Source organism: Amycolatopsis pithecellobii (assembly GCF_009707865.1).
Classification (GTDB): Bacteria; Actinomycetota; Actinomycetes; order Mycobacteriales; family Pseudonocardiaceae; genus Amycolatopsis_E; species Amycolatopsis_E pithecellobii.
In genome coordinates this window covers 1-12052 of the sequence record NZ_WMBA01000009.1, presented here as the reverse complement: position 1 = coordinate 12052, position 12052 = coordinate 1, and the positions used below count along the sequence as shown (strand labels likewise).

Annotated in this window: 11 protein-coding genes; 6 read left to right on the top strand and 5 right to left on the bottom strand. The window is 66.6% G+C overall.

Going from position 1 to position 12052, the window contains the following annotated elements; all coding sequences use genetic code 11:
* The first annotated feature begins 59 nt into the window (after window positions 1–59).
* The 3 genes from GKO32_RS08440 to GKO32_RS08430 are packed head-to-tail and all read left to right on the top strand — an operon-like array spanning window position 60 to window position 3410.
* Complete coding sequence (locus GKO32_RS08440; RefSeq protein WP_208024322.1) at window positions 60–2072, top strand: acetoacetate--CoA ligase; 2013 nt, start codon at window positions 60–62, stop codon at window positions 2070–2072.
* A gap of 43 nt (window positions 2073–2115) precedes the next feature.
* Complete coding sequence (locus tag GKO32_RS08435) at window positions 2116–2658, top strand: VOC family protein (protein ID WP_154756244.1); 543 nt, start codon at window positions 2116–2118, stop codon at window positions 2656–2658.
* On the top strand, window positions 2655–3410 hold the full coding sequence (locus GKO32_RS08430; protein WP_166459437.1) for an SDR family NAD(P)-dependent oxidoreductase: 756 nt from the start codon (window positions 2655–2657) through the stop codon (window positions 3408–3410). The genes GKO32_RS08435 and GKO32_RS08430 overlap by 4 nt, the downstream gene beginning before the upstream one ends.
* Window positions 3411–3695: 285 nt before the next feature.
* Here GKO32_RS08430 and GKO32_RS08425 read toward each other — a convergent pair whose 3' ends face one another.
* A complete protein-coding gene (locus GKO32_RS08425; protein ID WP_154756242.1) occupies window positions 3696–4724 on the bottom strand; it encodes an amidohydrolase family protein in 1029 nt (342 codons plus the stop codon).
* 130 nt (window positions 4725–4854) lie between these two features.
* Between GKO32_RS08425 and GKO32_RS08420 the strand changes: the two genes are divergently transcribed.
* Window positions 4855–5595 (top strand): GntR family transcriptional regulator, encoded by a 741-nt coding sequence (locus GKO32_RS08420; RefSeq protein ID WP_246243359.1) that lies wholly within the window; start codon window positions 4855–4857, stop codon window positions 5593–5595.
* On the opposite strand, the gene GKO32_RS08415 is transcribed toward GKO32_RS08420, so the two are convergent.
* From GKO32_RS08415 to GKO32_RS08400, 4 genes are all read right to left on the bottom strand, one after another.
* Window positions 5596–6399, bottom strand: coding sequence for an ABC transporter ATP-binding protein (locus tag GKO32_RS08415; protein WP_312867673.1), 804 nt, complete (start codon window positions 6397–6399; stop codon window positions 5596–5598).
* A 42-nt stretch (window positions 6400–6441) separates the two neighbouring features.
* Window positions 6442–8175 carry an ABC transporter permease gene (locus GKO32_RS08410; RefSeq protein ID WP_208024320.1) on the bottom strand — a complete coding sequence of 578 codons (1734 nt, stop codon included), beginning with the start codon at window positions 8173–8175 and terminating at the stop codon, window positions 6442–6444.
* Window positions 8176–8200: 25 nt separating this feature from the next.
* Window positions 8201–9376 carry an ABC transporter substrate-binding protein gene (locus tag GKO32_RS08405; protein ID WP_166459436.1) on the bottom strand — a complete coding sequence of 392 codons (1176 nt, stop codon included), beginning with the start codon at window positions 9374–9376 and terminating at the stop codon, window positions 8201–8203.
* A gap of 493 nt (window positions 9377–9869) precedes the next feature.
* On the bottom strand, window positions 9870–10334 hold the full coding sequence (locus tag GKO32_RS08400) for a MarR family winged helix-turn-helix transcriptional regulator (RefSeq protein WP_154756238.1): 465 nt from the start codon (window positions 10332–10334) through the stop codon (window positions 9870–9872).
* A 79-nt stretch (window positions 10335–10413) separates the two neighbouring features.
* Here GKO32_RS08400 and GKO32_RS08395 point away from each other — a divergent pair, with 79 nt between their 5' ends.
* Together GKO32_RS08395 and GKO32_RS08390 are read left to right on the top strand one after the other, a co-directional pair.
* A complete protein-coding gene (locus GKO32_RS08395; protein ID WP_246243350.1) occupies window positions 10414–11463 on the top strand; it encodes an NADP-dependent oxidoreductase in 1050 nt (349 codons plus the stop codon).
* A 99-nt stretch (window positions 11464–11562) separates the two neighbouring features.
* The coding region (locus GKO32_RS08390) for a dioxygenase family protein (RefSeq protein ID WP_166459435.1) at window positions 11563–12052 on the top strand (490 nt) is incomplete at its 3' end.

Genomic DNA, 12052 nt, shown 5'->3' with positions numbered 1-12052 from the left:
TTGCCCATATTCGGATCGACGTGGTACACCAGGGAAGTGCCGGCAGAGACGGAGGCAACGTGACGAACCTGGCCGATGACGGCGGCCGCCAGGTGCTGTGGCAGCCGCCCGCCGATGTCCGGGCGAACTCGCACATCGGCCGGTACTGGTCGTGGCTGGAGCAGCGCCTGGGCCGTCGCTTCGCCGACTACCAGGAGCTCTGGCGATGGTCGGTGGACGACCCGGGCACGTTCTGGGCGTCGGTGTGGGAGTATTTCGATGTCAAGCACTCTCGCGGTTACGAACTGTCCATATCGGACGATCCGATGCCGGACACCCGCTGGTTCACCGGAGCGTTGCTCAACTACGCGGAAAACGCCCTGCAAGGCGAGGACGACGCCGTCGCCTTGCGCGGGTCGTCCCAGACCCGCCCGGACAGCACGCTGACGTACGCGGAACTCCGCGACGCCGTCGCCCGGGCTCAGCGCGCGCTGGCAGGCCTTGGCGTCGAACGCAGCGACCGGGTGGCAGCGGTCGTCCCGAACATTCCGGAAGCCGTGATCCTGTTCCTCGCCGCCGCGAGTCTGGGTGCGGTCTTCTGCTCGTGTGCGCCGGAGTTCGGACCTCAGGCGATACTGGACCGGCTGCGTCAGATCGAGCCGGCGGTGCTCGTCGGAGTCGACGGATACCGGTTCCGGGGCACGGATATCGACCGCGGCGACGACCTGCGGCACCTCGCCGACGCGCTGCCCTCCGTGCGCCACATCGTCGTGATCGGCTACCTCGGGTCGGCCCGGCGTCCCGGCCACTTGGCGTGGGACGAGCTACTGGCCGCCCAACCGGGCGGAGAACCCAGCTTCGAGCAGGTCGATGCCGACCATCCGCTTTTCATCTTGTTCTCCTCCGGGACGACCGGAGTGCCGAAAGCGATTGTGCACGGCCACGGGCGCATCGTGGTCGAACACCAGAAAGCGCTTTCCCTGCACCACGAGGTCGGGCCCGGCGACGTGATGTTCGCCTACGCCACCACCAGCTGGGTCGTCTGGAACCTGGCCGTCTCCACCCTGCTCCGCGGGGCCACGCTCGTCTGCTTCGACGGAGACCCGACCTGGCCCGACGACCACACCTGGTGGGCGGAAATCGCGCGCTGGAAAGCAACGAACGTCATCGTCGGCGCCGCACTGATCAGCAAATCGATGGCCGCCGGAATACGGCCGGGCGAAAAGTTCGACCTCTCCGCGGTGCGAGTGATCAGCGCGACCGGATCGACGCTGACCGCCGACGTCTTCCAGTGGGTCTACGAGCACGTATCGACCACGCTGCAACTCCGGTCGGGCTCGGGCGGAACCGATGTGTGCACCTCCTTCATCGGCTCCTGCCTGGCACTGCCCGTCGTCGCCGGCGAGATCGCCTGCGCCCAACTCGGGGTGGCCATCGACTCCTTCGACGAGAACGGCACACCGGTCCGGGACACACCCGGCGAACTCGTCGTCACGAAACCGATGCCCTCGATGCCGGTCTTCTTGTGGGGAGATACGAGCGACAAAAAGCTCTACCGGGAAACCTACTTCGCCACCTACCCCGGCATCTGGCGCCACGGAGACTGGCTGACCATCACCTCCCGCGGCACCTTCCAGCTCACCGGACGATCCGACGCCACACTCAACCGCGGCGGCATCCGACTCGGCACAGCCGAGTTCTACCGGGTCCTCGACCCGATCCCCGACATCACCGACAGCGTGATCGTCCACCTCGAAGGCGGCCACGACACGACCGGCCACTTACTGCTCATCATCGCCACGAGCGCGTCGACGGCAGACCAGAGCGCGTTACGAAAGTCCATCCGCACCCTGATCAAAACCCAGTTGTCACCCCGGCACATCCCGGACGAGATCTGGTTCGTCAACGCCCTCCCCCGCACACTCACCGGCAAACGGCTCGAAGTCCCGATCAAACGAATGCTGGCGGGCAGGACGCCGGAAGAATCGGTGAGCCTCGGATCCATCACTAATCCACACGCGATCAACGAGGTCCTCGAAATCAGAACCCGCCGAGCGGAGCAGGAGCAGAATCAGCTCGGAGGTACGCGTTGAATGCCGCCGACGTGATCGCTCCCGGACACCACATGGAGGAAGAATGCCGCCGTCATTGAAGCTGGGGCTCACACCGTCGCACACCGTTGTCTTCGTGCGCGATCTCGACGAAATGGTGCGGTTCTACACCGAAGTGCTTGGTTTCGAAGTGACCGATGGCTCGCCGGAGGTCGTGTTCATCTCCCAGGGCGTCAGTCATCACCAGCTGGCCTTCGTGCCCGGCCGGGATTCGGTCGGGAAGTCGAACACGATCGACCACACCGCGTACGTGTCGTCCGGCACGCTTGACGATCTCCGGGCCCTGTACGAGATGCTACGGGCCGATGAGCGGGTGACCGAGATCGAGCCGAAGACGCACGGCAACACGTGGTCGGTGTACTTCGCGGATCCGGAGGGCAACGGCGTCGAGGTCTTCATCGAGACGCCGTGGCACGTGCAGCAGCCTCAGGTGAAGCCGCTCGACCTGACCCTTTCGAACGAAGAGATCGAGGCCACCACTCGCGCCGCGTTCGCCGGCGAGCCGGGGTTCTGCGATATCGCCGACTACCGCAAGCAGCGGGCCGGGCAGCTGGGTCTCGCCAGGTGAGCTCGGAGCAGGCCGGGAACGCGTGGATCGTCGGCGGCACAAGGGGAATCGGCCAGGCGGTCGCCGACGAACTGTGGCAGCGCGGCTGGACGGTCGTCATCAGCGGCCGGGAAGGCCCGCAAGTGAAGCAGGTCGACGATCGCAGGTGGCTCGCCGGCGTGGATACCCGTGACTCCGCAGACGTCGTCCGCACCCACGACCGGATCCTCGAACGGATGCCGCTCGACGCGGTCGTCAACTGCGCGAGCGCCTCGGCCGGCGGCTCCATCATGACCCTGACCGACGACGCCTGGTCAGCCGCGATCGAGACGAAATTGCTGGGCTATATCCGGGTTTGCCGCACCTGCTTGCCGGGGCTTGCGGCACGGGGCGGCGCGCTGGTCAATGTCATCGGCGCATCCGCCAGCGTCGCGACCGCCGACTATGCCATGGGCTGCCTTGGTGCCGCGCTGGTTCACCTGACCCGTGGGCTGGCTCAGCAGTGGTGCCCGGAGGGGGCGCGGGTGTTCGGCGTCAATCCGGGCCCGACCAAGACCGAACGCCTGGCCACGCTGATCCGGACCACGGCCGAGCAGAATCAGTCGACCGTGGAGCAGGCCGAGGCCGCGATCGCCGGTTCCACGTACCGGCAAAAGCCGCTGAGCCCGGGCTCTCTCGCGCACCTGATCGCCGAGCTACTGGGCCCTGCCGGCGAAGCCGTGAACGGCTCGGTGTTGCTCGCCGACGGCGGATCGACCGGCGGCTGGATCTGATCTTGGGTGCACGGTGGACATCGGCCGATGTCCACCGTGCACCCATTGTCCATTGTGGATAGTGACGCCCAGGTCGTGTTTCATAAGCGGCGGAGCCGCTTGCGGTGGGCCGTCAACTGACACGCTGCTGCCGAATTCTCAGGTGGTTCCTCGCGAGGACAGCGCCGACGTGGTGCAGAAGCGCTGCCGCGCGAAGCGCGTCCGCCAGGGGTGGCGGTCGGGCTGGCGGGCGGGACTGAGGTTCCGCTACCCGCACCGCTACGCAAACCACTTTCGAAACAGTCGCTAGCCGCGCTTCAGGAGGAACCGCTCGGCGTTGCGATGCGCCAGCTTGGCCTTGTCCTCCGCGCCGATGGGTGCCGTCTCGATGAAGGCGCGGGCGAAGCCGGGAGAGGCTTTGCTCTCGCTCCCGATCGTGGCCGTGTAAGGGTCGTCCACGGCGAACATGATGCGATCAGGACCCACGACATCGAGGACCTGGCGCAGCATACGGTGGCTGAAAATCCCACCGGCGGTGGCATAGACGTTGCCCGTGATGTAGTCGAGAATCCGGCGTTCGAGATGGGCACTGGCCCGCGAGAGCCCGTCGGCCCGGTCGGCGAACGACACGAGCATCTCCCCCCAGTGACCGAGGATGATCTGGAGATCCGGATGCCGGTCGAAGGTGCCGGCGAGAATGAGCCGCAGCGCGGCCAACCCCGCATCCGCGTGCCACCCCCATCCTCCCGTGGACAACATCAGGTTCGTGGCGAAGTCGAAGCCGCCGTACAGGGCTTCGCGCACCGCCTCCGGTGGGACGCCGGGGTGGATGTACACGGGAACGTCGAGCTCCGCGGCGGCGTCGAAGATCGGCCGATGACTTTTGTGGTCGAGGTAGTCCGGGCCCGTGCGCGGAAACAGCATCGCTCCGACGAAACCGAGCTCGGTGACGCACCGGTGCAATTCGTCGGCGGCTGCCGCGGGGTCGGGCGTGGGCAGCGTGGCGAACGCGGCGAATCGGCCGGGATGGCGCCGTACCGCGTCGGCGAGGAAGTCGTTGGAGATCCGCGCAACGGATACCGCTTGTGCCGCCGGCAGCTGCTGGGTACCCGGGGAGGTTATGGACAGCACCTGGAAGTCCACGCCCGCGGCGTCCATCCGGGCCAGCCGCTCCTCGCCGGCGTCGAGGAGCAGGCGATTGGTCGTGGCGTCGTTACTGAAGGCGTCCACGGTGTCATCACCGCCGAGCTCGAGCAGTGCCCCGCGAAGCTCAGGGCTCCACACGTGCTCCTCCACCGCGATGACGCGTGACACCTCATGTGCCGTTCCGGACAACTCGCACACTCCTCTGAATAGTTTTCGAATATTGTGTCAGTAATCTGAAGAAGTAGTCGGAGTTGAACTGTGGACGGACCTCGGGGTCGCGGCCGACACGTTCGAATACGCTAGAATGCTTGGCGTGACCATGCCGCCAGAGCGCACCCGGGCTGCCGGGGTCTTCGCCCGCTTGCGCGCCGATATCCTCTCCGGCGCCCTACCGCCTGGGACAAAACTCGCCTTCTCGTCCTTGAGCGATCGCTACGCGGCGAGTGTGGGGGTCACCCGCGAGGCACTTTCCCGGCTCGGCGAACTCGGCTTGGTGGTCTCGGAACCCCAAGTCGGCTACCGGGTCCCGTTCATCTCGGCCGAGGACTTGCTCGACCTGACTGTGGCCCGGTGCGAGGTCGAGTGCGCCGCGTTGGAGCAGTCGGTCGCCCGTGCCGGCCTTGAGTGGGAGACAGGGGTGGTAGCCAGTCACTATGCACTCGAACGAACTCCGGTCTGGAAAGACGAAACCGCACGGGTCGTCAGCCCCGAATGGTCGGCGCAGCACACCGCATTCCACGTCGCGCTGATCTCGGGCTGCCCCTCTCGACGGCTGATTGATATTGCCGCCGCGCTCCGCGACGCCAACCAGATCTACTGGAGCTGGTCGAGCGGTGTCACCCTGGACCGCGATCGTCGCGACTTCGCAGCTGAGCACGTCGCCATCAAAGATGCGGCGCTGGCACGAGATGCCGCACTGGCCAGCGGTCTGCTCAGAGCGCATCTGCGGAAGACCGCCGACATCCTCCTCGATCACCTGAAAAGCACCGATACTCAAGCGGACGAGGCAAAGCCGGTCGCGGGGCCGGACGAGCGCGGCGTTGCGAAATCGGGCGGCTGATCAGTGCCGGATGAGCGTCAGGACGCGCGTGCGGAGTGAAGCGAACGCGGGCAGCGAGCGCGTCGTGATCTGATCCCGCGGCCGGGGCAGGTCGACATCCACGATCTCCAGGACCCGGCACGGGGACTCCCCCAGGACGATGACCCGGTCCGCCAGGTAGACGGCTTCGTCGATGTCGTGCGTGACGAACAGGATCGTGACACCGAGGTCGTCACGGACACGCAGCAGGAGATCCTCGAGGTCGAACCGGGTCTGCGCGTCGAGGGACGCGAAGGGCTCGTCCATGAGCATGATCTCCGGCTGATACGCGATCGCGCGCGCGATGGCGACGCGCTGCTGCATCCCGCCCGAGAGCTGCCAAGGGTACTTCGCAACCGCCTCCGACAGACCGACTTCGGCGAGCGCGCGCACGACACGCTCGCGCCGCTCGGCACGGGGCAGATCCGAACCGCGCAGGGGAAGCAGGACGTTTCGCTCCACTGTCAGCCAGGGCATGAGCGACCGCGTGTAGTCCTGGAACACGAGCGCCATCTCACGGGGCGGGCCGTCGATACGGCGTCCGTCGAGCAGCGCGTCGCCACCGGACGGCGGGATGAGCCCGGAGAGACATTTCAGCAGTGTCGTCTTCCCGACCCCCGACGGGCCCACGACACAGACGAACTCTCCTGGTGCCACCTCGAACGACAGGTCGCCGATGACCGGCTTGGCGCCATAGGACTTGTGCAGGCTCCTGATCGAGAGCCGCGATTCAATGGGGGCGAGATCACCCGGCGATGTGATTCGCTCCTCGATGCTGTTGGTCACGTAGTCCTCATTTCAGGTGCGATGGAATGTGCGAGCCGGGGTTCACTGGGCCTTGCTGGCAGCTCGCGCGCCGTCGTACCAGGCCAGGATCCGGCCCCGGACGAAGCGGAAGACGAGGTTGGACAGGATGCCGATCGCCGCGAGAAGAACGATCCCGGCCCACATGTCCGAGAATTGGAAAGTCTGCTGGGCGAGCAGCACCTGAGCGCCGATGCCCTGGGACGTCCCGATGAGCTCGGAGGCGACCATGACGATGAGTGCGGCCACGAGTCCGATCTCCGCGCCGGCGAAGATCCGCGGGGTCGCCGCGGGAAGCCGGACGGAGAACAGCGTGATCAACCGGGGGATCCGATAGCTCCTGGTCACATCGACGACAGTTTCGTCGATGCTGCGGACTCCGTCGATCGCGGCGATCAGAACGGGAAAGAACGACGCGAGGGTGATCGCCGTGATCCGCATCGGAGCGGTGAACCCGATGACCGCGATGAGGATGGGGAGATAGGCGATGCTCGGAATTGCCCTGAAGAAGGAGATCGGCGGGTTGAGCATGGTGAACAACCACCGGACCTGACCGATGACGGCCCCCGCCAGAACGCCGGCGGCCGATCCCAGGGCGAATCCGACAACGAGATTCCGCAGGCTCGGGAATGCGTTGTCGAAAGCGGCGGGGTTCAACCAAATGGCGCCGAAACGGCTGACCGTATCCGACAACGGCGGGAAGAACGGGTTCTCCGAGCTCGCCGATTCGACCCACCACACCGCAAGGAGGGCGACCGGCACGAGGATCAGCACACCTCGTAGCGTCCACCGCCACGCCGGCTCGGACACCGGAATCCGGCGTGGCCGCAGCGCCCGGCCGACGACTCGTACGACCGGGACGGCGGTTACGCGGTGCACGAATCGCCCGGCACTGTCCTGGACCGCCCACAGTCGCCGCCGCTCCGCGGAAAACCGGCTGGTGTCCCCCGCCGCACCGTCGTTCCGGCCGACGTTCTTCCGGACGGATTCGTGCCAGAAGAGAACTTTCCGCTCGCCCGCGGTGAGCAGGATGTTCAGCGCGAGTCCGAGCACACCCAGGACGACGACGTACGCGAACGACGTCTCCAGCACCCCGGCTTGCCGGTAGACATCGAGGTCATGGCCCATACCGGGAGCGCCGCCGTAGAGGCCGGCGAGAACGGCGATGATCAAGGCGAAGGCCGCACTGACCCGCAGGCCGGTCGCGACGAACGGCAGGGCGCTCGGCACCACGATCCGCCAGGTCCGCGCGATGCTGCCGAGTCCGTACGAGCGGGCCGCGTCCAGCCTGACCGGGTCGGTGTCCCGCGCACCGGCCGCGACCGTGATGATCAGCAGCGGGATGAGCGAGAACATGACGAGGAAGATCGACAGCGCTCCCGTCGTGCCCAATTGCAGCACGGCGAGCGGGAGGATGACGATCGCCGGTATCGGTTTGAGGATCTCGATCACGAGCTTGGTCGCGTGGTACGCCAGCAAGCTCGTGCCGACGTAGAGACCGATCGGCAGCGCGATCGCGACGGAAAGCGCGAAGCCAACCAGCGCCTGCAGCAACGTGCCGCCGACGGAGCTCCAGAATGCGGACTGCCCGAGGATCCCGCCGAGGGCATCGAAAGTCGCGGGAACACGAGGGAGGCCGCTGCGCTGCAAGGGCCCCGTCGCGAGCCACTGCCAGGCGACGAAGGCGATCAGAATTCCCGCGATCGGGAGGACCGCCGACGCGATCCGGCGCGTGATGTTCCGCGGTTCGCGAATCATCTCGCCCGGACGCGCGGCAGCGGTATTAGGACGTAGCAATGACATTGTCGAGCTCCGGAACCTGCGTGACGATGCCGAGGGACTTCAATTTGTTCGCGAAGGCTTTCAGCGCGTTGACGTCCATTTGAGTGGCGAACCAGAATCCGGGGCCCGCTTTGATCGCGTCGAGCGGGATCTTGGACTGGTCGGCCATGGCCTGGTAGTACTCGTCCGGGTGGGCCATCGAGTAGGCCTGCACCTCGAGGATCGCCTCGCGGAAACGCTTGAACGCGTCGGGCTTGGCCGACAGTGCCTTCTGGCTGGTCACCCAGGGGGTGTGGGCGAGCCCGGCGCCGTAGAGAGCCGTGGTCGGCGATGCGATTCGGGTGTAGCCGTCTTTTTCGACTTGAGTCGAGAACGGGGTGGCGATGGCCGCGGCGTCGACCTTACCGGCCCGCAGCTGCTGCACCTCGGTCTGCGAGTCGAGCTGCACAAACTTGATCTTGGACGGGTCCCCGCCGGCGTTGGCCACCGCGGCCATCACCCCGAACTGGATCGAGGTCCCCAGACCCGGCACCGCCACCGATTTACCCTCCAGCTCCTTCGGGCTCTTGATCGTCGAGCCCTTCGGCAGGAACACACCCGCCGCGTCGACCTTCGCCGGCGGCAAGCTGTCCGCGTCGTCGGGAATCTTGGCGCCCGGTGCGACGATCTTGAGCGGAACCTTCTGATTCAGCGTGCTGATCAGGTTGGCCGCCGGCAGCAGCGTCAGGTCCTGCGACCCGCCCACGATCGCCGGGATCGCCGCGACCGGAGACTGCGCCGGGGTGTCCTGAACCACCAGACAGTGCTTCTGGAAGATGCCCGCATCGTTGCCGATTTTGACCAACGGGTAGAGCGGCACCAGGTTCGTCTTCAACGTCGCCGGACTCGTGCACTTTCCATCCGAGCCGACAGCGGCCGGTGAATCCCGGGAACTCGATCCGCACCCGGCAAGGGCGGCGACGGCCAGCAGCGCCGCACTCGCGGCGGCGCCTGCGCGCAGGGTGAGTCTCACGATTACTCCTTTGTCTGTAACTGGGTCGCCGGACTGGAGCATCAGCATTCCGCACGTATGTTCGATAGGCGATGGATCCTCCGGAGACGGCCGTGTGGTGCCCGGCCCCGCGCGCACCCAGGTTCCCCGCTCGAACAATTCGGCATCGGCGGCCAGGGCCTGCAACGGATCGGGCTGAACGGGCGGTCGCCGGCTTCGTCGACACGATTCCCGCGCACGATGATGGGGGTCGTCCCTGTGCATTCACGGAGCGCGTGCTGACCGACACCCGAGCGCCAGGTGCTTCGGCGAACTCCACGGGCGGCCGGCTCGCCGCGGCGTGGCCTGGTACGCCATGAGCCGAAATGGGTGCACGAGCGCCCTCATCTCCTCGACGCTGGGTGATGGTGCTGACCACCGTAACCAAGAGACGCTCGAAATGTCCATACGCTTTCGAAGCTTTATTTCTCGGTCGAACATTTGCTTCGGGTGGCGCAACTACAGCTATCCCGAACGCTCCCGCACCCTGGCGGTGCGACCACCACCGCCGCCGCCTCGGCACGAATCGCGCCGCGCGACACCGGTCGCCTGGCCGGAGGCGCGCAACGCGGCCATCCGACCTTGATCGAAATATTGTTCAGATTTCAAAGTGAGCCGCGGGCGCGCCCCTGCATGCGGATCATTTGCCGTCGTGTGCGGCGGCGATCCGGTGACCGATCGTGGCCAACTGCGCGACCTGCGCCTTGGTGAGGTGGTCGAACACCAGGCGCCGCACCTCGTTGACGTGTCCGGGCGCGGTTGCCACCACTTTGTCCCATCCCGCCTCGGTCAGGGTGGCCAGCACGCACCGGGCGTCCCCGGGGTCGGCGTGGCGGGTCACCCAGCCTCGCTTCGCCAACCGGCTGATGACCTGGGACAGCCGGGGTAGCCCCGCGCCCGCGGCAGCGGCGAGATCACTCATTCGCATCGTGCGGTCGGGGGCATCAGAGAGCCCGGACATCACGATGTACTCGAAGTGCGTGATGTTCGAGTCACGCATGATCTGCGAGTTGAGGGAGGGCTGCAGGCGGGTCAGCACGCTCGTCAGGGCCGTCCACGCGTCCTTCTCCTGCTGATTCAGCCAGTTCGGTTCTGCACTCGCCATGCGTCCAAGCTACCCCAGCTCCTTCACGTGTGAACCAAAACGCTTTGCGTCATGAACTGTTCCGGGCTACCTTTAGTTCATGCGTGAAGCTTCACACGTGAATGATGCCAGGTGGCGACGACTCGTCGCCTGGACGAAGCGCACCGCCCGATCGACCTCACAACAACCGGAGAAAACAACTATGCGCGCATTGCACGTCCCCAACGCCGGCGACCAGCCCACTCTCGGCGACATCCCGGCCCCGGTGGCCGGCGAGGGCGCCGTCCTCATTCGCGTCAAGGCAGCAGCGCTCAACCCGATCGACAACATCCTGGCCGCCGGCGCCATGTCCGGCATGATCCCGCACGAGTACCCGCTCGTCGTGGGCCGCGATGCCGCCGGCGTCGTCGAGAGCGTCGGCGCCGGAGTCGACCATGTCGAGGTCGGCGACCACGTCTACGGCCACGTCCTGCTGGCTCCGCCGATCCAGGCCGGCACGGTGGCCGAGTACGCCGTGCTGCCCGCGGCCGGCGTCGAGGTCCTGCCCGAGGGCCTGGACTTCGTCACCGCCGCGGCGATCCCGCTCGCCTCCGCCGCGGCCTCGGCTGCGGTCGACGCCCTCGGCGACGAGGTCGGTGCCGGCAGCGTGGTCCTGGTGAACGGCGCGTCGGGTGGCGTCGGGTCCTACGTGGTGCAGCTGCTGGCCGCCAAGCAGATCAAGGTCGTCGCCACCGGCACGGCTGCCGACGCCGAGCGCCTGCGCGACCTCGGCGCCACGACCACCATCGACTTCAACGCCGGATCGGTTACCGACCAGGTGCTCGCGCAGTACGCCGACGGCGTCGACGCCCTGGTCAACCTCGCCGGTAACACCGCGGAGCAGATCCCCCTCGGCGCGGTGAAGAAGAACGGCGTGGTCACCTTCACCACCATGGGACCCGACGAGGACACCCTCAACAGCTTCGGCCTGGTCGGCCACAAGGTGATGGCCCACGCCACCCGCGAGGTCACGGCCCCGATCGCGGCGAAGATCGCGGACGGCTCCATGCTGGCCGGCGTTGCCCAGGTCCTCGAACTCGACCAAGCCGCCGAAGGTCTCGCGACGCTTGCCTCGGGCGGCGCTCGCGGCAAGATCGTGATCACCCTCTGAGTCGTTTCGAGCTGTCTCCTTCCGGAACGTAAGGCCGATCGTCGCGCTCCGCGGCTGGTAATCCCCGCCGCGGAGCGCACCTACCTTGTGAGGTCAACCATGAATGCCGCTGCCGATCCCGCGGATGTCTACGACCTGTTCATGCGCGAGCAGGCCCCTAAGAGTCGTGATCAGCGCCGCTGGACGCCGGCGGATGGCCCGATGCCCGCGCTCTACGTCAGCCATGGCTCGCCGGCTCTGTTCGAGGACGCGTTGTGGATGAGCGAGCTGTTCGGCTGGTCGCAGTCGCTGCCCAAACCGACAGCGATCCTGATCGTCAGCGCGCACTGGGAATCCGCCCCGCTCAGCCTGTCGGCGTCGGGGCCGAACACGCCGTTGGTCTACGACTTCGGGGGCTTCGCCCGACGGTACTTCCAGATGACATATGAAACACCGGATGCCAGCCGGCTGGCGTCCCGGGTCGCGGCCACGATGCCCGACAGCGAACCGGTCTACCAGCACGTCAGTCGAGGTCTGGACCACGGGGCGTGGGTGCCGTTGAAGACCATGTACCCCTACGGCGGAATTCCGGTCCTGCAGATGTCCCTGC

Bases quoted from the DNA above. Each gene is read 5' to 3' on its own strand.
- GKO32_RS08435 (WP_154756244.1), top strand. From the start codon at position 2,116: ATGCCGCCGTCATTGAAGCTGGGGCTCACACCGTCGCACACCGTTGTC.
- GKO32_RS08420 (WP_246243359.1), top strand. From the start codon at position 4,855: ATGCCGCCAGAGCGCACCCGGGCTGCCGGGGTCTTCGCCCGCTTGCGC.
- GKO32_RS08410 (WP_208024320.1), bottom strand. From the start codon at position 8,175: ATGATTCGCGAACCGCGGAACATCACGCGCCGGATCGCGTCGGCGGTC.
- GKO32_RS08400 (WP_154756238.1), bottom strand. From the start codon at position 10,334: ATGGCGAGTGCAGAACCGAACTGGCTGAATCAGCAGGAGAAGGACGCG.
- GKO32_RS08395 (WP_246243350.1), top strand. From the start codon at position 10,414: ATGCGTGAAGCTTCACACGTGAATGATGCCAGGTGGCGACGACTCGTC.